Source organism: Luteimonas chenhongjianii (assembly GCF_002327105.1).
In the GTDB taxonomy this organism is placed as follows: Bacteria; Pseudomonadota; Gammaproteobacteria; order Xanthomonadales; family Xanthomonadaceae; genus Luteimonas; species Luteimonas chenhongjianii.
Genome location: NZ_CP023406.1, coordinates 1,056,394 through 1,081,276, shown reverse-complemented (window position 1 = coordinate 1,081,276; position 24,883 = coordinate 1,056,394). Strand labels below are relative to the sequence as shown.

The following is a 24,883-nucleotide window of genomic DNA, read 5'->3' as shown; positions in this document are numbered from 1 at the left end:
GCGGGGTCGGCGGCAGGACACGGACATGCCAGCGCCCGGCAAGACGTGCGACCGCCAGACGTGCGACCGCCACCAGCTCGTGGAGCGACGCGCCGGCCGGCGGCCATCACCGCTGCGCAACCCCGCGGGCGGCGGGGGGCGGATAACCAGTCCCGACAGGAGCCACGCGCCGTGACGATCGGACCATCGCAATGAAGGCTGTCCGGCTGTCCGGCTGTCCGGCTGCCGGGCGTGCTGCTAAATCTGGAACGCAGGCGCCGCGGAAGCCGGCGTGCCGCTGGGCGACGCACGGCATCAGCGTGACCCGGTTCGCGCGCGCGGACGCTCAGGGATTGCGGGCAAGCGTTTCCTGCACCAGATCGGCCAGCGTCGCTGCCGCCTGGGGGCGGCCGAGTGCGGCCGAGGCGCGTGCCGCGTCCGGCAGCACGGTGGGCGAGGCGAACGCCCCGGCCAGCAGCTCGGACAGCCGCTCCGGCGTGAACTCCGATTCCGGCAGGCACCAGCCCACTCCCGCTGCCGCCAGGGTCTCGGCATTGCGGCGCTGTTCGTCGCGCGAACCGCCCTGCGGAATCGGTACGAGTACCGCGGGGCGGCCCATGCTCAGCAGATCGGCGGCGGTCGTCGCGCCGGCGCGCGTGATCACCAGGTGCGCGTCACGCAGACGCGCGCCCATGTCGTCGAAGAACGGGCGCACCGTCGCCTCGATACCGCCGGCCTGCAGTGCGGCTTCCACGCTGGCGACCGCGTCGCCCTTCATCTGCAGCGACACCTGCAGTCGATGCCGGATCGACACGGGCAACTGCAGCAAGGCCGGCGGCACCACTTCGCCGAACACTCGCGCGCTCTGGCTGCCGCCGACGACGAGCAGGCGAAGCGGTCCGTGCGGATCGAGCGATGGATAGTCGCCCCGCGCGTCGAGAATGGCCTGGCGCACCGGATTCCCCGTATTCACGATCCGGGCGGGATCGAACCCGTCGAGTCCCGTGGTGGCGGGGAACGAGGTCGCCACCCCGTCGGCGAAGCGCAGCAGCTTGCGGTTGGCCATGCTCAGCCGCGCGCCCTGCTCGTGCAGCAACAGCGGCAACGCCCGGCTTTTCGCGGCCAATGCGGGCGCGAAGCTCGGATAGCCGCCGAACCCCACCAGCAGGCGCACCCGGCGACGCACCATGTCGGCGCGCGCCAGGGCAGTCGCGCGAAGGATGGTCAGGCCGGCGGCAAGCTTTCCGGCCAGGCCGCCCTCGAGACTGCGCGCGGGCAGCACCACGTGGTCGAGCCCGGCCAGCGCCTGCGTGTACGCGGCGCCACGGCGTTCGGTGTAGATCACCACCGGATGCCCGCGCCGCTGCAGTTCCCGCGCCAGCGCCTCGGCGGGAAACAGGTGCCCCCCGGTGCCGCCGGCGGCGCAGGCGACGGTGGGCAAGGACGAAGAAGGCGCATGCGACATGGGACGGCGTGTTCCGGTACGGCGCACGACTATAGCCACTGCACCCCACCGGGGCACCCGGCCACAGGCGATAATCGCGATTCCCCCGCGTGCTCCATCACCATGTCCGAAGACCGCATCCGCAACGCCGCCCTGCGCGACCGAGTCGTGCCCGCCGCGACCGCTGCCGCCCTGATCCACCCCGGCCAGACCGTGGCCATGAGCGGGTTCACCGGCTCCGGGTATCCGAAGTCGGTGCCGCAGGCGCTGGCCGCCCGCATCGAGGTCGCACACGCGGCCGGCGAGGCGTTCCAGATCCGGCTGCTGACCGGCGCATCCACTGCGCCGGAACTCGACGGCGCGCTGGCCAAGGTCGACGGCATCGCGCTGCGGCTGCCGTTCCAGAGCGATCCCGATGCGCGGCGCCGGATCAACGACGGCACGCTGGCCTACATCGACGCGCACCTGAGCCATGTCGCGCAGCACGCGTGGTTCGGTTTCTACGGCGATATCGATGTGGCGGTGGTCGAAGCCGTCGCGATCCGCGAGGACGGCAGCATCGTGCCGTCGACGTCGGTGGGCAATTCCAAGACCTGGCTGGACCTGGCCAAGCACGTGATCGTGGAGGTCAACGACTGGCAGCCGGCCGGTCTCGAAGGCATGCACGACATCTACTACGGCACCGCGCTGCCGCCGCACCGCCGGCCGATTCCGCTGGAACATCCGGACGACCGGATCGGCGAGACCGCATTGCGCGTGGATCCGGACAAGATCGTCGCGGTCGTGCGCACGCGGGCCCCGGACCGGAACAGTCCTTTCAGTCCCGTCGACGCGACCAGCGAGCAGATCGCCGGGCACCTGATCGAATTCCTGCGCCACGAAGTGGACAAGGGCCGCTTGCCGGCCAACCTGCTGCCGCTGCAGTCGGGCGTGGGCAATATTCCCAATGCCGTGCTGGCGGGACTGGCGAAGAGCGGCTTCCGCGATCTCACCGCCTTCACCGAAGTGATCCAGGACGGCATGCTCGACCTGCTGCGCAGCGGGGTGCTGGCCAGTGCCTCGTGCACCGGCTTTGCGATGAGCCCCGAGGCCAATGCCGCGTTCAAGGACGAGATCGACTTCTTCCGCCGCAAGATCATCCTGCGCACGCAGGAGATCTCCAACCATCCGGAACTGGTGCGGCGGCTGGGCTGCATCGGCATGAACGGAATGGTCGAGGTGGACCTGTACGGCAACATCAACTCCACCCACATCATGGGCAGTCGCATGCAGAACGGCATCGGCGGTTCCGGCGACTTCGCGCGCAACGGCTTCATGTCCATCTTCATGAGCCCGAGTACCGCGAAGAACGGCACGATCTCGTCCATCGTGCCGATGGTCAGCCACGTCGACCACACCGAGCACGATGTCTCGATCATCGTCACCGAGCAGGGCCTGGCGGACCTGCGTGGGCTGTCGCCCAAGCAGCGCGCGCGGCAGTTGATTGACCGCTGCGCGCACCCCGACTATCGCGACGCGCTCGAGGACTACTTCGAGCGTGCACTGCGCGACAGCTACGGCAAGCACACCCCGCATCTGCTCCCCGAGGCGCTGTCATGGCACCAGCGCTGGCTCGATACGGGCGATATGCGTCCAGCGGCGAACCCGCCCACCTGACGGCGCTCCAGGCCTCGGAGCCCGCCCCGGGCGGGCTCAGGCCAGTGCCAGCAGCCAGGCCAGCTTGCGCGCGCGCGGCTGGCGCTTGAGCTGCCATTCCGCGCGCGATGCGCTGGCGCGGTCGGGAAACATCCGGCTGGCGACGATGCGTACAGGCGGATTGGCCCGTGTGTACTTGGCCCCGCGCCCGAGGGCGTGTGCGATGAAGCGCGCCTCGAGATCGAGGGTGATGCCGGCGTAGTAGCTGCCGTCCCGGCACTCGAGCAGGTACAGGTACCAGGGTGGCGAGACGGTCATCGCAGCATTATCCCGCGCGCACCCGGGTCCGGCTACGCGCGGCAGTCAGGGGCTGCCGCCGCGCGCCGAAAGTCGGCACGCACTGCGGGCGCGAGGCATTTTTTGGCCAGGACACGCCGCATCCGCACCCGGCGACCGGCATCGCGCTGCCCGCGGATCGCATCGCGCGTCGACGACACGGTGACGCGGATGCAAGGCGGCGGCGACGCCTCCCGCCGACGACCGCTAGACTGCGCGCCCCTGTTCCGCCCCGCCCGCGATGCCCGCAGCTCCTGCCTCCGCTTCCCCTGTCCTGGCGTCCACCGACTGGGACGTCATCGTCCTCGGCGCCGGTGCGGCCGGCCTGATGGCGGCGATCGCGGCCGGCCAGCGCGGCCGGCGCGTGCTGGTGCTCGACCACGCCAACAAGGTCGGCAAGAAGATCCTGATGTCCGGCGGCGGCCACTGCAATTTCACCAATACCGGCACCACGCCGGCGCAGTACATCTCGGGCAACCCGCATTTCTGCAAGTCGGCGCTGGCGCGCTACACGCCGCAGGATTTCATCGATCTGGTCGACGCGCACGGCATCGCCTGGCACGAGAAGGAACTGGGACAGCTCTTCTGCGACGGGTCATCGAAGCAGATCGTGCAGCTGCTGCTCGACGAGGCCGTCGCCGCCGGCGTGGAAGTGCGCACGCATTGCCAGGTGGAGCTGCCGCGCCGGAGCACCGACGGCTACACGCTCGCGACGGCGCTGGGACGCCTGGAATGCGCCTCGCTGGTGATCGCGACCGGCGGCCTGTCGATCCCGAGCATGGGCGCGACCGGCTTCGGCTACGAGATCGCGCAGGCCTTCGGCCATGCGCTGGTGCCCACGCGTGCGGGCCTGGTGCCGCTCACCCTCAGCGGCAAGCACCAGGAACGCCTGGCCGACCTGTCCGGCGTCGCACTCGATGTCGAGGCCAGCTGCAACGGCGCGCACTTCCGCAACCGGATGCTCATCACCCATCGCGGCATCAGTGGGCCGGCGATCCTGCAGATCTCCTCCTACTGGCAGCCGGGCGACGATCTGCGCCTGGACCTGCTGCCGGGCCGCGATGCGCTCGCCTGGCTGCAGGCGCAGCAGGCCGAGCGCCCCGGCACCGAACTGAAGAACGTGCTGGCCGAACTGATGCCGCGCCGCTTCGCCCAGCGCCTGTGCGAGATCTGGCTGGCGAACCGGCCGATGAAGCAGCTCACGCCGCCCCAGTTGCACGACACGGCCGCGCTGCTGCAGGCCTGGCCGCTGGTCGCCAGCGGCACCGAAGGCTATCGCACCGCCGAGGTCACGCTCGGCGGCGTGGACACCGCGGGCGTGTCCTCGCGCACGCTCGAATCACAGCACGCGCCCGGCCTGTACTTCGTCGGCGAGGTACTCGACGTGACCGGCTGGCTCGGCGGCTACAACTTCCAGTGGGCCTGGGCATCGGGCATGGCCGCGGGCAGCGCGGCCTGAACCCCGCACGCCGGCCGTGGCCGGCCTACTCCGCCAGCAGCGGGGGTTGTGATTCGAACCACTCGCGGGCCCCGGCGATGTGCAGGGTGCGCTTGCCGTCGTCGAGCTCCACGCCCAGGCCGAGGATGCCCCAGCGCGCGTAGAGATCACCCTGCGGTTTCCCGTCGAGGATCCGCAGGCGCGCCAGCAGGTCGATACGGTCGTTGTGGGCCTCTACCCGGTCGAAGATCAATTCGCGGCCACTTACCTGCAGATCGGCGGTCGCGTGTGCCTCGCCGGAATCGATCAGGTTGCCGATCCAGCGCGGAAACGCGCTGCGTTCGGCGAACAGCCCCAGCAGCACGCTGACATCACGCATGTCGACCTGCGCGCGGCCGCGCACCGCGAAGGGCTCCTTCCACTCGAGCGTGCCGTCCTCGAGCGCGACCTGTGCCCACCACGGCGTTGCGTCCTCCAACCCGTCCAGGCGCACGCCGTCGACGCGCACGGCCATCTCGTCGATCGTGTAGTGGCGGCCGACCCGCTGCATCCGCGACAGCTTGCTGTCGAGATCCACATTGCCCGACAGCTGCGAGGGACCGAGGGCCAGGCGCACGTCCTGACCGCGCACGCGGATGTGCCCGTTGATCATCTCGCCGGCGTTGTCGAGCCGGATGTCGCCGCTGGCCTCTCCGCTGCCGCCGTTGAGGCGAGCGCTCTGGCCGGGCAGGTAACGGTTGAAGGTGCGCAGATCCGGGACCTCGGCGTCGTCGAAACGCAGGCGCGCGTCGAGATTGCTGTGGAACTCCGCCAGCGGGCCGGTGGAGGCCAGGTCCAGGCGCAGGTCACGCCCGCGCAGGTCAATGACGCCGGGTGAGGCCTCTGGACCCAGGGTGAAGCGCTCCAGGACGATGCCGATCGCCGTACGTGTCCCGCCGCTCTCCTCACTCATGCGCATCTGCGCATGCGCCTGTCCGCGGAAGCGGTTGTCGAGCACGCGTGCAGCCAGTTCGGCCTGATCCACATCGAGCCGGCTGCCCGCCTGCAGCGCGCCGTCGTGCAGCTGGAGATCCGCCTCCAGATCGGCGCGCCCATCGAAGGACAGCCAGTCGAGATCGTCGAGGATCACGCCGATCCAGCGCAGCGGCACCGCCGGCCATTGCGCCTGCACCGTGCCGCCCAGCGCCCGCAGCGGCCGCAGCCAGTCGTCGGGGTCGAGCCGGCGGTCTTCGACGCGCAGGTCGGCGCGCAGCCAGGGCGCAGCGCCCGGAGATTCCGGCGGCACCCGCACCGCGATGAGGATCGTGTCGTCGGCAGTGCGCAGCGCCACGCCGAGCGGATGTCGAACCGGCGCGCCGGCGGCATCGCTGGAGAACACCGGCGCAGACCAGTCGAGCCGGCTGCCGGGCATCAGCACGCCGCGCTCGAGCGTCAGATCGGCGTCCAGCCGCCCCAGCGCGCCGGTGGTTCCGATCGGCAACGGCTCGTCGTTGCGGACCTTCAGGTCCAGCCCCGGCGCCGGCCCCTCGACGCGCATGCGCGCATCCAGCAGCACCAGTTTTTCCTCGCCCTCCGCCTGTTCGCGGACGTGTGCCGGAATCGAGATCTCCAGTGCCAGCCGCCCATCGCGCAGCAGCGTCACCTCGCCCACCTGCAGCGTCGCGTCGGGCATCGCCAGCGTGGACGGGCCAACCTCCATCGGTCCACCCTGCAGGGTCTTCTCGAACACGAAGCGCGCATCACCGCGCCCGGTCACCCGCGCCTCGTAGAAATCGAACCGCAGCAGGCTCGGCGTGGTGATCGCGTCGAAGCGGAGCGTCCAAGGCTTGTCGGCACGGCGGGCCGGAAGCAGATCGCGCGACGCCCGCGCGACGTGCACGGATACGTCTTGGGCGCGGATCCTGCCGAACGCCGCTTCGCGCCGCAACAGCGGCAGCAGTTTGATGCGTCCGTTCGCGCGCGGACTGGCAACCGTCCAACGGGTGGTGCGCGCATGTCCGCCCATGACGATGTCGCGCGCATGGATGTGCCCCGGATACAGGCTCATCGCCCAATCCCAGCGCGCGTGATAGCGCTCGGGTCTGGCGTTGATCACGCCCGCGCCCCAGGCGCTGTTGAGAAAGATGTTGGCGGCGAGCAGATACAACGCATACAGCGCCGCAATCACGATGGCGGCGATCCGGAGGCCGCGGCGGTGGGTGCGCAGCCTGACGATCAGCGGATGGGGCATACGCGAAGCTTGAACGAAACAGGGTGAGGATCGTCTAGACGGTGTCGCCCAACACAGGCATGCCCGCCGGCGTCGACGCCGGACCGTCGGAGCGCGCCCAAAGAAAAACCCCGCCTCGCGGCGGGGTTCTTCATGCAACGGTGGGACAGGTGGCGCTGGATCAGAAATCCATGCCGCCCATGCCGCCCATGCCGCCGCCCGGCATCGCCGGCTCTTCCTTCTTCGGCAGCTCGGCCACCATCGCTTCGGTGGTGATCATCAGGCCGGCGATCGAGGCTGCGTTCTGCAGCGCCGAACGGGTGACCTTGGTCGGGTCCAGGATGCCGAACGCGATCATGTCGCCGTACTCGCCGGTCGCGGCGTTGTAGCCGTAGTTGCCGCTGCCGTCCTTGACCTTGTTCAGCACGACGCTCGGCTCTTCACCGCAGTTGGTGACGATCTCGCGCAGCGGCGCTTCCATCGCACGCAGGGCGATGACGATGCCGTGGTTCTGGTCTTCGTTCGCGCCCTTGAGCTCGCCGATCGCCTGCAGCGCGCGCACCAGCGCCACGCCACCACCGGGGACCACGCCTTCCTCGACCGCTGCGCGCGTGGCGTGCAGGGCGTCTTCGACGCGGGCCTTCTTTTCCTTCATCTCGATCTCGGTCGACGCGCCGACCTTGATCACCGCAACACCGCCGGCCAGCTTGGCCACGCGCTCCTGCAGCTTCTCGCGGTCGTAGTCGGACGAGGTCTCTTCGATCTGCGCCTTGATCTGCTTGATGCGCGCTTCGATGCCGCTGGTCTCGCCGGCGCCGTCGATGATGGTGGTGTTCTCCTTGGAGACCTGCACCTTCTTGGCACGGCCGAGGTCGGCGATGGTCGCCTTCTCGAGCGACAGGCCCACTTCCTCGGAGATCACGGTGCCGCCGGTCAGGGTGGCCATGTCTTCGAGCATCGCCTTGCGACGGTCGCCGAAGCCCGGCGCCTTGACGGCGCAGACCTTGACGATGCCGCGGATGGTGTTGACCACCAGGGTCGCCAGCGCCTCGCCTTCGACTTCCTCGGCGACGATCAGCAGCGGCTTGCCGGCCTTGGCCACGCCTTCCAGCACGGGCAGCAGGTCACGGACGTTCGAGATCTTCTTGTCGTAGAGGAGGATGAACGGGTCATCCAGTTCCGCCGACATCGACTGCTGGTTGTTGACGAAGTACGGCGACAGGTAGCCGCGGTCGAACTGCATGCCCTCGACGACGTCGAGTTCGTTGTCCAGGCCCGAGCCTTCCTCGACCGTGATCACGCCTTCCTTGCCGACCTTCTTCATCGCGTCGGCGATGATCGTGCCGATGGATTCGTCCGAGTTGGCCGAGATCGTGCCGACCTGGGCGATCGCCTTGTCGTCGGCGGTCGGCTTGGACAGCTTCTTGAGCTCGGCGACGGCGGCGATGACCGCCTTGTCGATGCCGCGCTTGAGGTCCATCGGGTTCATGCCGGCGGCAACCGCCTTGGAACCTTCGCGGATCAGGGCCTGGGCCAGCACGGTCGCGGTGGTGGTGCCGTCACCGGCGTTGTCGGAGGTCTTGGAAGCGACTTCCTTGACCATCTGCGCGCCCATGTTCTCGAACTTGTCGGCCAGCTCGATCTCCTTGGCGACGGACACGCCGTCCTTGGTGATCGTCGGCGCGCCGAAGCTCTTCTCGAGCACGACGTTGCGGCCCTTCGGGCCCAGGGTTGCCTTGACGGCATTGGCGAGCACATTCACGCCACGCACCATCTTGGAGCGCGCGTCTTCGCCGAAGCGGATTTCCTTCGCAGCCATTCGTAATTACCTCAGAAATATTTCAGGGGATTGAAGGCGGGGCCAGCCCGCCAAGATCGATCGCGGTGTCGCGCGGACGCGGCGCGTCCGCTGCGGATCAGCCGACGATCGCGAGGATGTCGTCTTCCTTGACGATCTTGTATTCGATGCCGTCCGCCTTGTAGGCGCTGCCGGCGTACTGACCGTAGATCACGATGTCACCGACCTTGACCTTCGGCGCGCGCACGCTGCCGTTGTCGAGTGCCTTGCCCTCGCCGACGGCGACGACTTCACCCTTGGTGGGCTTTTCCTTGGCGTTGTCGGGGATCAGGATGCCGCCGGCGCTCTTCTCTTCTGCCTCGACGGGCTTGACCACGATGCGGTCGTACAGCGGCTTCAGGTTGCTCATTTTTCACCCTCGCTAAGTTATTGATCGTAAACAAATCGTGCGCGGATTCTAGCAGTCGCATATTGCGACTGCCAGAAACCGGAGCGCGCGCACCCGGCTGAGCCAGGACTGCAACGGAGATGGGGACACCCCCGGGCTTTTCAAGGCCCGCCGAGCGAAAATTTTTTGCCTCGGTCAGGAGCGCGACAGAGGACGGCGCCCGTCGTGTCCGCGTGCGCCGAGTCCACGCAAGCGGAGAAATCGACGGCGGGCGGAGGCCCGGGGCCGGTCAACGCGCCCGGATCAGCGCAGGCGCCAGGTCGCCACCAGCATCGTCTCGCCGTCGTTGGGCTGCTTGATGCTGGCGTTGGAAATGTGCCGCGCCATCAGCGAGAACCGCTGCCAGCGCCAGCCGATCGAACTGACGAACTGCGGATTGCCCGACAGTGCATCGGTACGCCCGACCTGCACGCCAGCGCCGAAACCGGCGACGAATCCATTGTCGCGTTCGTAGCGGGCGCCGCCATGGAACACGCCCACGTCCTCGTCCAGATTCAACCGGGTGTCGTCGCGGCCGCGTACATAGATCGCGCCGACATCCCACCGCAGCACGCCGTGTTCGGTGCGGCGCCACTCCGGCAACCAGGCGGCGGTGAGGGCCAGAGTGGTCTCGTTGTCCCGGGTCGCGGACGCGCCGGCGCCGATCTCGATGGGTGCGGACTGGGCAGCCACGGGGCATGTGGCCAGGGCCAGGGTCGCCGCGATGAAGAGTGTGGGAATGGGGCGCATCGGCTCGGTAGAGCCGCGGGCGGCTCGGCGTTGTTCAGGGGAAAGTGCGGGTAATCATACTGACGGGTTCATTAATCTGCGTGGCGTGATGGCGGGATACTGCGTTCACCGGGTGCACCCTGGCAGCGGCCGTACGGAGCCACTGCGCGAGTCGCCGCAAGCGATCCAGCGCGGCCCGACGGCGGTGCGCTGAACCCGCGTTCGGCATCGTTGGCGGCGCCCTGCGATACTGGCTCGATGCGTCCGACCGACATCCATTCCCTGGCCAGCCGCGCCCGGCGGCACCCGTCACCTTCGTGGACAACAAGCCGGCTGCTCACTGCCTGGCTGCTGGCCTGCGCCCTGCTGATCGGCGCACGGACCGCGCAGGCGCAGGGCATCGGTTTCGACGACGTGTTGCCGGTCGACGAGGCGCTCGCGGTTTCTGCCGAGGCGGTGGGCCGCGACCGTATCGAGATCCGCTGGGCAATCGCCGACGGCTATTACCTGTACCGGCATCGCATGGGCGCGCGGGTCGAAGCGGGCTTCGCGGCCACCCCGTTGCAGCTGCCCGATGGCCGGCGACATACCGACGAGTTCTTCGGCGAGGTGGAGACCTACCGCAGTCGCGTCACCGGCGTGCTGGAGGGGACAGCCGCTGCCGGCATCGAGACCGTGCAGGTCGAAGTGAAATACCAGGGCTGCGCGGATGCCGGAATCTGCTATCCGCCGCAGACCCGGACCCTGCGGGTCGCCCTGCCCGCGGCCCCGACCGGCGCCGCCGCGCGGCAGGCCGGCGACGCCGGCTTCGCCGCTTTCGGCCAGGCACTCGGAGGCACCAGCGCAGGGCGCACGCCGACACTGGCCGGCGCCAACGACGCGCTGCCGCCCGAGCGGGCATTCGCCTTCGAGGCCATCCCCGGCGATGCCGACACCGTACTGCTGCGCTTCACCCCGGCAAAGGGCTATTACCTCTACCGCGACCGCAACCGCTTCGAGGTGCGCGGCGCCGAAGGCATCCGCGCCGGCACGCCGCGCTGGCCGAAGGGACAGTCGCATCACGACGCGCATTTCGGCGGCGTCACCGTCTATTTCAATCAGATCGACGTGCCGCTGCCCCTGCTGCGCACGCGTGCCGATGCAGCCGAGATCGACGTGGTCGCGACGTTCCAGGGCTGCCAGGACGAAGGCATCTGCTATCCGCCGATGACCCGCACGGTGCGCGTCGCATTGCCTGCAGGTCGCGCGCAGACCGCGGCCGACGTGGCGGGCACCGCCCCCGCCAGCGGTGCGGACACGGCAGCTCCGCAGGATCCCGCCGGGACGCCGGGCGCATCCGCTCGCGCCGAGGATCCGGTACCCGACGCCGTCGATCCGCCCGGCCCCGCCGCCGACGCCGATCCCGGAACGCCCGGCGCAGCCCCGGACAACGACGCACGCACGCGCCCGCCCGGCGCTACCTCACTGGGCCTGTTCGCGGCGCTCGGCCTGGCCCTGCTCGGTGGCGTGCTGCTCAACCTGATGCCCTGCGTGCTGCCGATCCTCTCGCTCAAGGTGCTGGGACTGGCCCAAAGCGGCGGCAGCCGCGCGGCCGCGCGTGCGCATGCGCTCTGGTACACCGCCGGCGTACTGGTCGCCTTCGCCGCGGTCGGCCTGCTTGTGATCGCCCTGCGCGCGGCTGGCCAGGCGATGGGCTGGGGCTTCCAGCTGCAGCAGCCGTGGTTCGTCGCCGCCCTGGCCTATCTGATGTTCGCCGTCGGACTGAGCCTGTCGGGCGTCTTCAGCCTGGGCGGGCGGGTCGGCAACCTGGGCCAGGCGCTGGCCGGGCGCACCGGGCCGGCCGGCGATTTCTTCACCGGCATGCTGGCCTGCGTGGTGGCGAGTCCCTGCATCGCGCCCTTCATGGGCAGCGCGCTGGCCTATGCGTTCACCGCCTCGACGCCGATGGCGCTGGCAGTGTTCCTCATGCTGGGCCTGGGCCTGGCGCTGCCGTTCCTGCTGATCGGCCTGGTGCCGGCACTGGCCGACCGCCTGCCGAAGCCGGGCGCGTGGATGGAGACCTTCAAGCAGGCTCTGGCGTTCCCGATGTACCTGACCGCGCTGTGGCTGGCCTGGGTGCTCGGCAAACAGCGCGGCGTGGATGCGATGGCGCTGCTGGTCGCCGGCCTGACGTTCCTCGCGCTCGCCCTGTGGTGGTTCGAACGACGGCGCTGGACCGGCCACGCCCTGCATCGCGGACTGGCGCTGGCGCTGGCGCTGGTCGCGCTGCTGCCGGTGGTCGCGGTAGGCCGACTGACACCTCCGGCCGCGACCGCCAGCGCGGACGCCACGCATGTCGCCTATTCGGCCGAGCGCCTGGCTGCGCTGCGCGCAGCCGGCACCCCGGTGTTCGTCAACATGACCGCGGACTGGTGCGTGACCTGCAAGGCCAACGAGCGCCGGGTGCTGTCGGGTGCTGCGTTCGCAGACGCACTGGCCGATGCCGGCGCGACCTATATGGTCGGCGACTGGACCAACGTCGATCCCGAGATCGGCGCTTTCCTCGAGGCCCACGGGGCCGTCGGCGTGCCGCTTTACGTGGTCTATCCGGCAGGCGGTGGCGAAGGCGAGGTCCTGCCCGCCCTGCTCAGCGATGCCGTCGTCGTCGAGGCGCTCGGCCGCGCCGGCGTGGCGCCATGAGGGTCGGTCCGCTGACAGTCGTGGCGATCGCGGTCGTGGCCGGCGGCCTCGGGGTGCTGGCCAGCCTGTTCGTTGGCGGCCCGGGGCCCCTGCTCGGCACCGAGGCCGGCCAGCGACTCTATGCCGACACCCTGAGCGCGAGCGCGCCGGCACCCCCGGAAGGCGTGTCGGTGCCGCGGCGCGGCGGCATCGTGGCGCCGTTCTCAATCAACCGCCTCGACGGAAGCCCGCTCGAGCTGCCATCCGCCTATGCGGGTCGCCGCGTACTGGTGAACCTCTGGGCCAGCTGGTGCGGGCCGTGCATCGAGGAAATGCCCGAGCTGGACCGCTTCGCCCGCGAACAGGGCGACATCGGCGTGCAGGTGCTGGGCGTCGCGCTGGATGACGCCGACGCCGTGCGGGCGTTTCTCCAGCGGATCCCGGTGGCCTACGCCATCGCGCTTGACGCTCCAGGACCGGCCGACGCGGGCGTGCGGCTCGGCAATCCGCGCGGCGTGCTGCCCTACTCCGTGCTGTTGTCGGAGGACGGACGCCTGCTCAAGCAGCGGATCGGGCCGTTCGCCCCGGGCGAGATCGACGGCTGGGTCGCGCCCTGAGCTTAAAATCAAACAACCGTTTAAAATCGCCAAACGTCTGCGAACTGGACACGATCACAGGCATCCCGCAGACTTCGCGCACCCGCCGCCCTGCGTACCCGATGGCCTCCGTCCTCGTCCTCCATGGTCCCAACCTCAACCTGCTCGGCAGCCGCGAGCCGGAGGTCTATGGACAGACGACGCTGGCGGAGATCGACGCGATGCTGGAAGGCACGGCCCGCGCCGCCGGTCACTCCCTCGAAACCCTGCAGTCGAACGCCGAACATGTGCTGGTGGACCGCATCCAGGCCGCCCGCAACGACGGCACCGCGGTGATCCTGTTCAATCCGGCGGCGTTCACCCACACCTCGGTCGCCCTGCGCGATGCACTGGCCGCCGTCGCCCTGCCGTTCTTCGAAATCCACCTGTCGAATCCGCACCGCCGCGAGCCTTTCCGCCAGACCAGCTATTTCAGCGATCTCGCCGTCGGCGTCGTCTGCGGTTTCGGCGCCGACAGCTACCGCTACGCGCTCGACGCCGCGCTTGTCCGGCTGCGTGCGGGCTGAAGGCCCGACGCAACTTCCATTCCCGTTTTCCCGTACTCGCGCACTGCGCGACCCACGCAAAGAGAGGCCCGCATGGACCTGAGAAAGATCAAGAAGCTCATCGACCTGCTCGAAGAGTCCAACCTGACCGAGATCGAGATCAAGGAAGGCGAGGAGTCGGTGCGCCTGTCGCGCAACGCCGCCGCGCCGATGATGGTCGCCCAGGCCCCCGCGCCCGCCGCGCCGCGCGCCGAGCCGGCCATGCCGATGAGCTCACCGGTCGATGCCGCCACCGGCGCGGCGCCCAAGCAGGGTGACGACATGCCGCCGGGCCAGGTCGCGCGTTCGCCGATGGTCGGCACCTTCTATGCGTCGCCGGCGCCGGACAAGCCCGCCTTCGTGACCATGGGCCAGCAGGTCAAGGTCGGCGACACGCTGGGCATCATCGAAGCGATGAAGATGTTCAACCCGATCGAGGCGGAAACCTCGGGCACGATCGTCGCGGTGCTGTGCGAGAGCGGCCAGCCGGTCGAGTTCGACCAGCCCCTGTTCGTGATCGGCTGAGGCTGCGCCGATGCTCGAGAAGGTCGTCATCGCCAACCGGGGCGAGATCGCGCTGCGCATCCTGCGCGCCTGTCACACCCTGGGCATCCGTACGGTCGCGGTGCATTCCACCGTCGACCGCAACCTCAAGCACGTGGCCATGGCCGACGAGTCGGTCTGCATCGGTCCGCCCCCTTCCGCCCAGAGCTACCTCGACATGCCGGCGATCATCGCCGCCGCCGAGGTGACCGACGCCCAGGCCATCCACCCCGGCTACGGTTTCTTGAGCGAAAACGCCGACTTCGCCGAACGCGTCGAACAGTCGGGTTTCGTCTTCATCGGACCGAGGGCGGAAACCATCCGCCTGATGGGCGACAAGGTCGAGGCGATCCGCGCGATGAAGGAGGCAGGCGTGCCCTGCGTTCCCGGTTCGGGCGGCCCGCTGGACGACGACGCCGCGACCAATGTGCGCATCGCACGCGAGATCGGCTACCCGGTCATCGTCAAGGCCGCCGGCGGCGGCGGCGGACGCGGCATGCGCGTGGTGCAGACCGAGGCAGCGCTGGTCACCGCGATCGCCACGACCAAGCAGGAAGCCAAGGCCGCGTTCGGCAACGACATGGTCTACATGGAGAAGTTCCTCGAGAACCCGCGCCATGTGGAGATCCAGGTACTCGCCGACGGCCAGGGCAATGCGATCCACCTGGGCGAGCGCGACTGCTCGATGCAGCGCCGCCACCAGAAGGTCGTCGAGGAAGCGCCGGCCCCGGGGATCACCCCGGAGGCGCGCGCGGAGATCGGCAAGGTCTGCGTGGATGCCTGCATCCGCATCGGCTACCGCGGCGCGGGCACGTTCGAGTTCCTGTATGAGGACGGACGCTTCTACTTCATCGAAATGAATACCCGCATCCAGGTCGAACACCCGGTGACCGAGATGGTGACCGGCATCGACCTGGTGCGCGAGCAGCTGATGATCGCCTCGGGCCACAAGCTGTCGATCCGCCAGGAAGACGTCGTGCTCTCCGGCCATGCCATCGAGTGCCGCATCAATGCCGAGGATCCCGATAGCTTCCTGCCCTCGCCCGGCACGATCCGCCATTTCCATGCGCCTGGCGGCCCCGGCGTGCGCGTCGACACCCATGTCTACGAAGGCTATGCGGTGCCGCCGAACTACGACTCGATGATCGGCAAGCTGATCGTGCACGGGCCGGACCGCGAAACCGCGATCTGCCGCATGCGCGTGGCGCTGTCGGAAATGGTCGTTGATGGCATCAAGACCAATATCCCGCTGCAGCAGCGGATCATGCGCGACCAAGGCTTCCAGGCCGGTGGCCAGAACATCCACTATCTGGAAAAACGCCTCTCCGAGCGCAAGAACAAGACCCTGGCCATCGGCTGAGGCCGAACCCCGCTGCGGCCATGTTCGCAGCGGGGGCTCATGCCGCCGCCAGCCAGCTGACACGGACGAGAGAACCCGGTGTGATGCGCGCGCAGGTCGCATGGCCTGCACGCGCGGCTCTCAGTTCTCCCGGTCCGGGAGGGCGCGGCGCAACGCCGCGTCCAGCCGGATCGGCCGCGCCCAGCGATCGAAACTCGCCACCAGCCCCTCGCGCACGCGCGCGAACGGCGCGGTGCCGGGCCCCGCCTCCAGCCGCTCCAGCACACCGCTCCAGCCCTCGGCAGGCGCGCGTCGCCATTCGGCGATCACTTCGCGGCACGTGCGCCCAAGCGCCTGCGCGGTCGCGCACGCGAGATAGAGGTCCGCCGGTCGCGCCCCGGCATCGAGCAGCTCGGTGACGAACGGACGCGGCGCGCCCTGGTAGCGCACCAGCTCGTCGACGAACGCGCCGCGATAGCGTCCGGCATAGACGTTGACGTCGGCCAGCCAGGTATCCAGCCAGATGTCGCCGCTCGCGACCGACCACTCCGGTGTATCTTCCCCGGCGGCCTGGGCACGCCCGGTTTCCTGCGCCGAGACCGGCATCGCAGCGCCGACCAGCAGCCAGGCGAGCAACGGGGCGATCAGGGAATGACGCACTGGCATGGGGAACTCCTCGGGACCGGCCTGACACCACATCACGCATCCCGGAATCGACCACCACACCCCCGCGACGCGTGCTGGCCGACCATAGCGCAGACCCGCAATCCGAGGACACCGCCATGGCCACGCCCGACACGCAGAACCGACCGCCCAGGCTGTGGCGCTGGGGGCTGCTGATCGCCGTAATGGCGGTCGTGCTGGGCGCATGGTGGCTGGCCGTCGACCGGTTCGCCACGCGCATCGGGCTGGATGCCCGGGACACCATGCGCGAACTGCCGCGCAACGAGGACACGCGCCGGCCGATCGATTGATCGGCGTCCGCAGGCTCAACGCGTGGCGATCACCAGGGAGTCTGGACGCCCGCCCCGCTGCCACCAATCACCGGTGGCGGTGACGCGCAACGCGATCGCGCCCTTCCGCATGGCGACGACGTCACCGAGCTCGCCCTGCGCCGCATACGCGCCGATCACGTCGCGCGGATCCACGACACCGCTGAAGCTGGCCGCGCCGGCATCGATCCGCAACGGATCGCCGTCCGCCTTGACGCTGATCCGGACCGGAAGCGTCTGCCCGTCGGCACATCGCAACTCGCCCGTCCCGCGTGCGGTGCGGTGCTGCAGCGACCAGTGGGGCGCGGTGAAGCGCAGTTCGCAGGTCATCGGCTCGGCGGCCAGCGCCGGCTGGAAGAGTGCCACCAGCAAGACCGCAGCCAGACGACGCGGGTGTCGGAATGGAATGGGCATGACGCGGTGCATGTCCGAAACCTAACAGAAAACGCGCCGCAGCCTGATGACTGCGGCGCGCCGTATCAGGGGATCGAAGTTCAGCGCCAGCGGTTGGACCGGTCGCGGCCCGGGTCGTAGTACTGCACGGTGCAGCGGCCACGTCGGTCGCAGGACTCCCGCCGCACCTGCTTGGCGCGGTAGCCGTGGGCGGGCGCGTGGCGGGGCGGCCCCTTGCGATGGTGCCCCGCGGCGTAGCGCTGGTCATGGCGGGGAGCCACGCGGTAGTAGGTGGGACGGCCGCGGTGGTCGTACGCTACCCGCAGACGATCGTCGTAATTGCCGCGGTAATAGGGCTGGTTGCCACGCAGCACGACGTCAGCCACATCGACGATGACCCGTGCCAGATCGTCGCCGGACTGCGCCTGCGCCGGCGCAGGCACCAGCGCGGCTGCGGCCAGCCCCGCCGCAAGCAGACCGGGCAGCATCCATCGGGACAGGGGGGTGCTCGTCATGACGTCATCTCCAGTGAGCCGCCACCGCAGCGGCCATGGAACCACCATGGCGTCCCCCGAATGAACAGCCGTGCAATTTCGCTGGGACGCGGCGTCCGACGTAAGGCGCAGATTCAAACTGTAAGCGGTTACCGGGAGATGGAACCGTTTTCGCTGGATTACGTGCCCAATCGATCAAAGCGCCGCGGCGCGCTCGGCCAGCGTCGCCACCGCTTCGGGCAGCTCATCGGGAGCTGCGACCACGCACATGCGCTCATGGCCCGATTCAATCGCAACATCGCGTTCGTGCACCCAGGTGGTGCGGTAGGGCATGTGCACGCCCCAGCCACCCAACGCGAGGACCGGCGCGATATCGGAGCGCAGGGAATTACCGATCATCAGGAATGCGGAGGCTTCGGCGTCGAACTCCGACAGCACCCGGGCATAGGTCGGAGGATCTTTCTCGCTGACGATCTCGATGCGCCGGAACAGGTCGGCGAGTCCCGAATCGCGCACCTTGGCTTCCTGGTGGAAGAGGTCGCCCTTGGTGATCAGCACCACCTCGTACCGGGATGCGATGACTTCCACCGCCTCGCGGATTCCCGGCAGCAACTCCACCGGATGGCGCAACAGGTCCTTCGCCATCTCGACGATGCGGTGCAGGTCCAGGGCGCTGATGCGGCCGGCGGTGATGCGCGTCGCCGATTCGATCATCGACAGGGCCATGCCTTTGACGCCGTAGCCGAAGACCGCGAGATTCGCGGTTTCCACCGCATAGAGGGCGTCAGCGACACGCACGTCGGCAAGATCCACATAGCGGCCGACGATGCGCTCGAACTCGATCTGGGCGTCGTCGAAATAGTCCTGGCTGCGCCAGAGGGTGTCGTCGGCATCGAAGCCGACCAGGCGGATCTGTGTCATCGGCAAAGTATGCGGCAGCGACGGGTACAGGTCGCCGGCGCTCCGCAGCGCCTGCACCTTGCTTCGCAAAGACCTGCTTTCCGCCGGGCTCCAGCCTTCGCCCGGCGGCCGGAACGTCCCGCCACGACCGGAGCCATATGTCCTCAGCCATGACCTCACCGGCGCTCGGACGGCGACGTCCCTTCGTCGACCAAGCGTCCTCGTGCGAGTTTCGAGGCCGCTGCATCAACCAGGGGCGGCAGCGCGCCGCCCCTGGTTCGCGACGACCGGACTGGTCAGTCCTGGGCGGCGCCCGCACCGGCCGCCTGGCGATTCACGTAGGCGCGGTATTCCTCCGGGGTCACGTTCCCGTCGCCGTCTGCGTCCACGTCTTCGAAGACCAGGGCGAGACCTTCGAGCGCAGCACTTTCCGTGCGGCTCAGCTTCCCGTCGCCATCGGTATCGAGGTCGGCCCAGGTCACCTGACCCTGCTGGGCCTGCGCCACTTCCGCCGTCGCATCCTGAGCGTATTCCCGGGCCGGGGCATCGCTCGTCGGTGGCGCCTGGGCGGCGTCCTGCGCGAAGGCCATCGGCATGGCAAGGGCGGCGCCCAAGGCGATCGTTGCAGCCAGCGGCTTGCGTACGTTCTTCATCGGCGTTTCTCCATCTTGTCTACTGCGGATTGATGCGCGGTCGACGTGTCACGTCCGGTCGCCGCACAGCCTCACCTTGCAAGCGGGCGAATGAACGCCCGTCGGTGTGGGCGCCGACGCCTTACACATGCTTCACCACAATGCCGGCCCCTGAGGGTAGGTCGTGAACGGATGCATCCCGACACAGGTGGGCAATCGCCGTGGCAATGGGCATCTCCCGGTGGACACGCGCGTCCAGCCCGGGATCGCAAGTGCGGAATTCCGCTGAACGCAACACAACGTTCACGAGCGGCGCGCAACGGGGCGGTGCCGAAGTGGCTCGTATCGCCTATGCCACACTGGCGATCTCTTCTCATCTGCGCTCTGGAGCCTCCATGACATACCCGCGCCCCCTCGTCCTGACGACGCTCGCCGCGTCCCTGCTGTGGCTTTCCGGCTGCAACGGCAATGCAGCCAATGGCGCGTCGGCCGCAACGGACTCCGCGCAGGCCCAGGAAGCCACCGATCCCGCTACCCCCGCCGCCGGCGATGCCATCGAGGGCGTCCCCTTCGCGAGCACGGCAGTGGCCACCTTCAACGAACCGTGGGCGATGGATTTCCTGCCCGACGGCAGCCTGCTGGTCACCGAGAAAAGTGGTGTGCTCAAGCACGTGCGCCTGCCCGGCGGCGAGACGCGCGAGATCACGGGCGTGCCGGCGGTCGGTTACGGCGGACAGGGTGGTCTGGGCGACATCGCGGCGCATCCGCAGTTCGCCGAGAACGGCATCGTCTATCTGAGCTTTGCCGAAGACGGAGACGGGGGTCGCGGCGCCGCGGTCGCACGCGCGCGGCTCGATGCCGATGCGGGCGCGCTGCAGGACGTGTCGGTGATCTGGCGCCAGGTGCCCAAGGTCAGCGGGAACGGCCACTACGGCCATCGCATCGCGTTCGATGGCGACGGCAAGCTGTGGATCTCCTCGGGCGAGCGGCAGAAGTTCGATCCGGCGCAAAGCATGCAGTCCAACCTGGGCAAGATGATCCGCCTCAACGACGACGGCAGCGTGCCGGAAGACAACCCGTTCGCAGACCAGGGCGAGGTCGCCGCGCAGGTCTGGTCGCTCGGTCACCGCAATCCGCTCGGTATCGCATTCGATGCGCAGGGCCGGCTGTGGAACAGCGAAATGGGCCCGGCCGGCGGCGACGAGCTGAACCTCGTCAAGCGCGGTGCGAACTATGGCTACCCCACGGTTTCCAACGGCAACCACTACGACGGGCGGCCGATGCCCGACCACGACACGCGGCCCGAGTTCGAGGCGCCGGCGATCACATGGACGCCGGTGATCTCGCCGTCGAGCCTGATGTTCTACACCGGCACGCTGTTCCCGCAATGGACCGGAAACGCCTTCATCGGCGGGCTCTCCGGCCAGACCCTGGTGCGCGTCGAGATCGATGGCGAGACCGCACGCGAGGCCGAACGCTTCGCGATGGGCGCGCGCATCCGTGGCGTCGAACAGGGTCCCGATGGCGCGCTGTGGGTGATCGAGGATGGCCAGGATGGCCGTCTGATCCGGCTGACGCCGCGCGAGGGCTGATCCTCCGCTGGGCCGGAAAAGCCGCGGGCGACCGCGGCTTTTCCGTGTCCGGGCTACAACGCGGGCCGCTCGATCGGCCTGCCCAGCGCGGCCCGGTAACGCGCATACAAGGCCTGCACCTTGTCGATATAGGCGCGGGTTTCCGCGTACGGCGGCACCCCGTCGTAACGCGCGACCGTGCCGATGCCCGCGTTGTAGGCGGCCAGGGCCAGGGTGCGGTCGCCGCCGTAGCGGCGCAGCAGCGCGCGCAGGTGCTGCGCGCCGGCGCGGATCGATTCGGCCGGTGCATACGGATCGCTCACGTTGTAGTCGGCGATCACCTCGGGCATCAGCTGCATCACGCCGCGCGCGCCCTTGGGCGAGACCGCGCTGCTGTCGAATCCGCTTTCGGCATGTGCGATCGCGCGCAGCCAGGCCTCGTCGAGCCCATAGCGCTTCGCATTCGCCGCGAACAACGCCGAGTGCGGCTTGAGCCGGGGCGCGCCGACGTTGCCCAGCCCCTCGTGCGCGGGCTCGCCCGGGGGCGTCTGTGCGGTGAAGCGCAGGTATTCGCGCGATCCGGGCAGCCGGCGGGTGCCGTAGACCAGCACGCCGTCCTGTTCGCGCTCATAGAGCACGCCGCTGAAGACCCCCATCGCGCCCCAGAGATTCGGCGTCTGCACCGCGTCATCGGCGAGCTGTCGGGCCTCGCACTTCGAGCCCGGCTCGGGCGCGGTCGACAGGCTCACGGTACCGTCCTTCACGCAACGCCAGACGGTGCGCGCCTCCGCCGGGCCGGCAGCCACCAGCGCAAGGGCGAGCACGACGGATCGCCAGCAGCGCGGGGCGGAAAACGACGGGGACATGCGGACACCGGGTCACGGCCGACTGGACCGCGGGCCGACATTGTGTCGAAGGCCGCGTGGAGCCATCATCATTGCCATTCGCACGAGCACGCCCGATGCCGCACTGGTCGACCCTGATCCGGGAAATTCCCGACTTCCCCAAGCCGGGCATCGTGTTCAAGGACATCACGCCGCTGCTCGCGGACGCCCGTGCTTTCGCCGGCGCCATCGACGCGATGGCCGCACCGTGGCGCGATCAGGTGCCCGACGCCTTCGTCGGCATCGAATCGCGCGGTTTCATCTTCGCCGCCGTGCTCGCCCACGCACTTGGCGCCGGTTTCGTGCCGGCGCGCAAGCCCGGCAAGCTGCCCGCCCAGGTGCTCGTGCACGACTACGCGCTCGAGTACGGCAGTGACCGGCTGGAAATGCATACCGATGCGCTGAAGCCCGGTGCGCGCGTCGTGCTGGTGGACGACGTGCTGGCCACCGGGGGCACCCTGCGCGCCGCGCTCTCGCTGGCCCGCCTGCAGGGGGCCACGGTGATCGGTGCCGCTGTGCTGGTCGAACTGCCGGCGCTCGGCGGACGTGCGCGCTGGGACGCGGACGCGCCGCTGCATGTGGCGCTGCAGGGCTGAGGCCTCGGCGGTGCGATGACACGCGGACGTGCAGGCTGGCGGTCCATGCCAGCAGGAGCCCGCGAATGCGTGTCGAACACCTGATCCTCGGTCCCAACGACTGGGTGCCGAACAATCCGCTGATCGCGATACGCATCTATCACGGCGTGCGCCTGGCCAACGGCGCTGCGCCGGACGCGGCCGCATTCGAACGGTTGTTCGCCGCCCACGGCTGGCCGCCGGACTGGCGCGGCGGCGTCTACGACTACCACCACTACCACTCCAGTGCGCACGAGACGCTGGGCGTGTATGCCGGCACTGCGCGGCTCGTTCTGGGAGGCCCAGGTGGCACCGAGGTCACGCTCGCTGCCGGCGATGCGCTGCTGCTGCCCGCGGGCACAGGTCACTGCTGCATCCACGCCGATGCAGGATTCCGCGTTGCCGCAGCCTACCCCTCGGGTCAGCACTGGGATGTGCTGCGCGATGCGCCCGACGCGGACGCGCTGGCGCGCATCCGCAATCTCCCGGGCCCGCAGAACGACCCCGTCACCGGCAGGCCGTTCTAGGTTTTCCGGTCAGGGCGTTGCCGGCGGACCCCGCTTGGCCTGCTCCAGCATGCTGGCGAAGCGCGCCTGCCTGAGCTGGTCGCCGAGCGACGCGCACTGGGCCCCGACCGGCTGCGCGGCGAGTTGCGTGCGCATGGTGCCGGCCATCCGATCGAACTGCGCATCGACGGCCTTCACCGTTGCATCGAAATCGGCCGACTGCGGCTTGCTCTCCTTCGCGGCGACATAGTCCGGATTGTTCAGCCGGAACTGCATCACGGCGGTATCGAGCGCCTGGGCGCCGGCGCGATCCTGGGCGCAGAATTCACGAAAGACCTCGAGCTGGCGGTCGAACACGTGCGCCCCCATGTAGGTGGCTTGCGCGTCGGACAGGGGCGCCTGGGCGAACGCTGGAACGGCGGCGAACGACAGCACGACGCAGGCGGTACGCAGGATTCTCATGATCGTTTCCGAACGGGTTGGGGGAGGAGACCACGATAAAGCGGCGACGTGAGCGTCCCGTCATCCGTCGTCGAAATCCTCCCCCGGGTCGACGTCATCGACCATGTCGTCGCTGTCCGGCGCCGCCGGTTCGAGCAGGGTGTAGTCGTCCGCCTCGCGACTGCGGATCCGCCGCGACACCGCGTACGACTCGAGCGCGGGCTGCGGCGTGGCGGCGAGGCGCGCGGGGTCGGGCACGGGGCCGCGAAGCCAGGAAAGGATCGAGGTGGCCGGCAGGAACACCGGACCGTCCGGCGACAAGGGTCGCGGGATCGCCGGGTTGGCCATCGTCAGCAATGCGAAGGAAGCCAGCGGCGGCGGCTCGCGCTCCCAGAGGTCCCAGAGCCCTGCCGCGAACAGCAGTTCTCCGGTACGCGACTGGATGAAATGCGGGACCGGCTTGGCTCCGCTACGGTCCCATTTGTAATAGCCGTTCATCGGCACGACGCACCTCCGTGCCGACCAGGGCCGGGCAAAGATGCGACTCGACGGTGCGCGCGTGAGCCGTGCGGTGATCGTGCTGTAAGGCGTCTCGGGCTGTTTGGCCCAGCGGGGGACGAGCCCCCAGCGCAGCGCCTCGACCGCGACTTCATCCTCGCGCAGGACGAGGGCGAGCGCCTCGCCGTCCGAGGCGATGTTGTAGCGCGGTTCGGCGCCGGCGAGTGCGGTGGCGACCTCGCGCGACAGCCCCGGCGGCACTGCGTCTTCGGCGATGGCCTGGACGAACCTACGCATCGCGACGATGGATCCGGGCAGTCCGGTCCGGCTGGAGACGTGACATGCGCCCAGCCTGCGATGCGACGCGTGAAGTGTCCGCGGTTTTCACGGCTCCATGGCACCGGCCCGGCCACGGTGCCGGGACACCCGTGCGACGAGATACCGACATGCAGATGCCAAACCCCTCACAGCCGCCTACCCCGTCCACCGACGTGCCGGGCAGCATTCCCCACCCCATGCATGATCCGGCGCCCGATCAGCCCATCGACCCGCCGATGCCCACACCTGGCGATCCGGAGCGCGATCCGCAACCCCAGCGTGATCCGCCCGCGCCCGGTGGTCCGCAGGATCCGCCGATCCAATACTGATCACGGGCTCCGCGGTACGCGAATGTCCGACGCGCCGACACGGGCTGGTCACCCAGAACGCAACACGCCGTCGGGAGTGTCACCGAGCTGGATGCTTGAAGGCGGGGGGCGATGGCATCCAGCCGGCCTGCGGGCCTCGGAATGCGTGTCACCGGTCCAATGTCAGAACCGGTCCAATGTGAGAGTCGCGTATCGAAAGCAGCCGGCAGATGTCACACGGCTCTATTGACGCTCCGGCGAGCCGCGCCTCGGCCACTCAGGCGGGGAGCTTCAACACCCTCTCCGCTTCCACCGCACGCGGGAAACTGCGCATCGCCACCGTGCGCTCGCACTCGAATCCGCCGTCCGCCCCGAAGACCCGCACCGTCGCACCGCGCATCTCCAGGCGCGGGTCCACGGCCAGACGCGCGAACGCCGAGGAATGCGTGGCGTGACGCGAACTCGCGGCCGTGCCGCAGGAATCGGACAGCTCCCAGTCGAACGTCTTCGCGTTGTGGCGCAGGGTGTATTGCAGGGGCGGCATGGAGGCGGTCCGGTGTCGGCGCTGGCGTTCGCAGGGTGCCATCGTGCGGGGGCCGGCATGACGGGGCCGTGTG

At 69.2% G+C, this 24,883-nt stretch carries 26 protein-coding genes; 11 read left to right on the top strand and 15 right to left on the bottom strand.

Annotated features, from left to right (window positions below):
- Positions 1–325 precede the first annotated feature (325 nt).
- Positions 326–1,444, bottom strand: coding sequence for a UDP-N-acetylglucosamine--N-acetylmuramyl-(pentapeptide) pyrophosphoryl-undecaprenol N-acetylglucosamine transferase (locus CNR27_RS04935; protein WP_096297204.1), 1,119 nt, complete (start codon positions 1,442–1,444; stop codon positions 326–328).
- Positions 1,445–1,546: 102 nt separating this feature from the next.
- Between CNR27_RS04935 and scpC the strand changes: the two genes are divergently transcribed.
- Complete coding sequence (gene scpC / locus CNR27_RS04930) at positions 1,547–3,079, top strand: succinyl-CoA:acetate CoA-transferase ScpC (protein WP_096297203.1); 1,533 nt, start codon at positions 1,547–1,549, stop codon at positions 3,077–3,079.
- A 36-nt stretch (positions 3,080–3,115) separates the two neighbouring features.
- On the opposite strand, the gene CNR27_RS04925 is transcribed toward scpC, so the two are convergent.
- Positions 3,116–3,376: a GIY-YIG nuclease family protein gene (locus CNR27_RS04925; protein ID WP_096297202.1), complete on the bottom strand. Its 261-nt coding sequence runs from the start codon at positions 3,374–3,376 to the stop codon at positions 3,116–3,118.
- Between the two features lie 259 nt (positions 3,377–3,635).
- Here CNR27_RS04925 and CNR27_RS04920 point away from each other — a divergent pair, with 259 nt between their 5' ends.
- The gene (locus CNR27_RS04920) at positions 3,636–4,853 is read left to right on the top strand and encodes a BaiN/RdsA family NAD(P)/FAD-dependent oxidoreductase (RefSeq protein WP_096297201.1); all 1,218 of its coding nucleotides are present in this window, start codon (positions 3,636–3,638) and stop codon (positions 4,851–4,853) included.
- 25 nt (positions 4,854–4,878) lie between these two features.
- Here the strand turns inward: CNR27_RS04920 and CNR27_RS04915 are convergent, their stop codons facing one another.
- The 4 genes from CNR27_RS04915 to CNR27_RS04900 all read right to left on the bottom strand — a co-directional run bounded on the left by CNR27_RS04915 (position 4,879) and on the right by CNR27_RS04900 (position 9,959).
- Entirely contained in the window at positions 4,879–7,062 is a 2,184-nt protein-coding gene (locus CNR27_RS04915; RefSeq protein WP_096297200.1) for a translocation/assembly module TamB domain-containing protein, read from the bottom strand.
- 160 nt (positions 7,063–7,222) lie between these two features.
- Positions 7,223–8,860: a chaperonin GroEL gene (gene groL, locus CNR27_RS04910; protein ID WP_096297199.1), complete on the bottom strand. Its 1,638-nt coding sequence runs from the start codon at positions 8,858–8,860 to the stop codon at positions 7,223–7,225.
- A gap of 97 nt (positions 8,861–8,957) precedes the next feature.
- The gene (gene groES / locus CNR27_RS04905) at positions 8,958–9,248 is read right to left on the bottom strand and encodes a co-chaperone GroES (protein ID WP_096297198.1); all 291 of its coding nucleotides are present in this window, start codon (positions 9,246–9,248) and stop codon (positions 8,958–8,960) included.
- Between the two features lie 282 nt (positions 9,249–9,530).
- The gene (locus CNR27_RS04900) at positions 9,531–9,959 is read right to left on the bottom strand and encodes an acyloxyacyl hydrolase (RefSeq protein WP_245815753.1); all 429 of its coding nucleotides are present in this window, start codon (positions 9,957–9,959) and stop codon (positions 9,531–9,533) included.
- Positions 9,960–10,253: 294 nt separating this feature from the next.
- On the opposite strand from CNR27_RS04900, the gene CNR27_RS04895 reads away from it, so the two are divergent.
- From CNR27_RS04895 to accC, 5 genes are all read left to right on the top strand, one after another.
- Positions 10,254–12,674 carry a protein-disulfide reductase DsbD family protein gene (locus CNR27_RS04895; RefSeq protein WP_096297196.1) on the top strand — a complete coding sequence of 807 codons (2,421 nt, stop codon included), beginning with the start codon at positions 10,254–10,256 and terminating at the stop codon, positions 12,672–12,674.
- Entirely contained in the window at positions 12,671–13,270 is a 600-nt protein-coding gene (locus CNR27_RS04890) for a TlpA disulfide reductase family protein (protein WP_096297195.1), read from the top strand. Before CNR27_RS04895 ends, CNR27_RS04890 begins: the two co-directional genes overlap by 4 nt.
- Before the next feature lie 101 nt (positions 13,271–13,371).
- Entirely contained in the window at positions 13,372–13,815 is a 444-nt protein-coding gene (aroQ, locus tag CNR27_RS04885) for a type II 3-dehydroquinate dehydratase (protein ID WP_096297194.1), read from the top strand.
- 72 nt (positions 13,816–13,887) lie between these two features.
- A complete protein-coding gene (gene accB / locus CNR27_RS04880) occupies positions 13,888–14,358 on the top strand; it encodes an acetyl-CoA carboxylase biotin carboxyl carrier protein (RefSeq protein ID WP_096297193.1) in 471 nt (156 codons plus the stop codon).
- 10 nt (positions 14,359–14,368) lie between these two features.
- The gene (accC, locus tag CNR27_RS04875; RefSeq protein WP_096297192.1) at positions 14,369–15,736 is read left to right on the top strand and encodes an acetyl-CoA carboxylase biotin carboxylase subunit; all 1,368 of its coding nucleotides are present in this window, start codon (positions 14,369–14,371) and stop codon (positions 15,734–15,736) included.
- 120 nt (positions 15,737–15,856) lie between these two features.
- Here accC and CNR27_RS04870 read toward each other — a convergent pair whose 3' ends face one another.
- Positions 15,857–16,381, bottom strand: coding sequence for a hypothetical protein (locus CNR27_RS04870; protein ID WP_096297191.1), 525 nt, complete (start codon positions 16,379–16,381; stop codon positions 15,857–15,859).
- A 116-nt stretch (positions 16,382–16,497) separates the two neighbouring features.
- On the opposite strand from CNR27_RS04870, the gene CNR27_RS04865 reads away from it, so the two are divergent.
- Entirely contained in the window at positions 16,498–16,689 is a 192-nt protein-coding gene (locus CNR27_RS04865; protein ID WP_096297190.1) for a hypothetical protein, read from the top strand.
- A 15-nt stretch (positions 16,690–16,704) separates the two neighbouring features.
- Here CNR27_RS04865 and CNR27_RS04860 read toward each other — a convergent pair whose 3' ends face one another.
- The 4 genes from CNR27_RS04860 to CNR27_RS04845 all read right to left on the bottom strand — a co-directional run bounded on the left by CNR27_RS04860 (position 16,705) and on the right by CNR27_RS04845 (position 19,147).
- Positions 16,705–17,121, bottom strand: a complete 417-nt coding sequence (locus CNR27_RS04860; protein ID WP_123832828.1) for a hypothetical protein — start codon at positions 17,119–17,121, stop codon at positions 16,705–16,707.
- A gap of 80 nt (positions 17,122–17,201) precedes the next feature.
- Complete coding sequence (locus tag CNR27_RS04855) at positions 17,202–17,615, bottom strand: hypothetical protein (protein WP_123832829.1); 414 nt, start codon at positions 17,613–17,615, stop codon at positions 17,202–17,204.
- A 174-nt stretch (positions 17,616–17,789) separates the two neighbouring features.
- A complete protein-coding gene (locus tag CNR27_RS04850) occupies positions 17,790–18,515 on the bottom strand; it encodes an HAD family hydrolase (protein ID WP_096300302.1) in 726 nt (241 codons plus the stop codon).
- Between the two features lie 275 nt (positions 18,516–18,790).
- Positions 18,791–19,147, bottom strand: coding sequence for an EF-hand domain-containing protein (locus CNR27_RS04845; RefSeq protein WP_096297187.1), 357 nt, complete (start codon positions 19,145–19,147; stop codon positions 18,791–18,793).
- A 374-nt stretch (positions 19,148–19,521) separates the two neighbouring features.
- Between CNR27_RS04845 and CNR27_RS04840 the strand changes: the two genes are divergently transcribed.
- Positions 19,522–20,718, top strand: coding sequence for a PQQ-dependent sugar dehydrogenase (locus CNR27_RS04840; protein WP_096297186.1), 1,197 nt, complete (start codon positions 19,522–19,524; stop codon positions 20,716–20,718).
- 53 nt (positions 20,719–20,771) lie between these two features.
- Here CNR27_RS04840 and CNR27_RS04835 read toward each other — a convergent pair whose 3' ends face one another.
- Positions 20,772–21,563, bottom strand: coding sequence for a lytic transglycosylase domain-containing protein (locus CNR27_RS04835; RefSeq protein WP_096297185.1), 792 nt, complete (start codon positions 21,561–21,563; stop codon positions 20,772–20,774).
- A 95-nt stretch (positions 21,564–21,658) separates the two neighbouring features.
- On the opposite strand from CNR27_RS04835, the gene CNR27_RS04830 reads away from it, so the two are divergent.
- Together CNR27_RS04830 and CNR27_RS04825 are read left to right on the top strand one after the other, a co-directional pair.
- The gene (locus tag CNR27_RS04830) at positions 21,659–22,177 is read left to right on the top strand and encodes an adenine phosphoribosyltransferase (protein ID WP_096297184.1); all 519 of its coding nucleotides are present in this window, start codon (positions 21,659–21,661) and stop codon (positions 22,175–22,177) included.
- Between the two features lie 65 nt (positions 22,178–22,242).
- Positions 22,243–22,722 (top strand): cupin domain-containing protein, encoded by a 480-nt coding sequence (locus tag CNR27_RS04825; RefSeq protein WP_096297183.1) that lies wholly within the window; start codon positions 22,243–22,245, stop codon positions 22,720–22,722.
- Between the two features lie 9 nt (positions 22,723–22,731).
- On the opposite strand, the gene CNR27_RS04820 is transcribed toward CNR27_RS04825, so the two are convergent.
- From CNR27_RS04820 to CNR27_RS04805, 3 genes are all read right to left on the bottom strand, one after another.
- Complete coding sequence (locus CNR27_RS04820) at positions 22,732–23,163, bottom strand: hypothetical protein (RefSeq protein WP_148087431.1); 432 nt, start codon at positions 23,161–23,163, stop codon at positions 22,732–22,734.
- 60 nt (positions 23,164–23,223) lie between these two features.
- Entirely contained in the window at positions 23,224–23,937 is a 714-nt protein-coding gene (locus CNR27_RS04815; protein ID WP_096297181.1) for an SOS response-associated peptidase, read from the bottom strand.
- A 606-nt stretch (positions 23,938–24,543) separates the two neighbouring features.
- On the bottom strand, positions 24,544–24,810 hold the full coding sequence (locus CNR27_RS04805) for a hypothetical protein (RefSeq protein ID WP_157745279.1): 267 nt from the start codon (positions 24,808–24,810) through the stop codon (positions 24,544–24,546).
- Between the last annotated feature and the right edge of the window lie 73 nt (positions 24,811–24,883).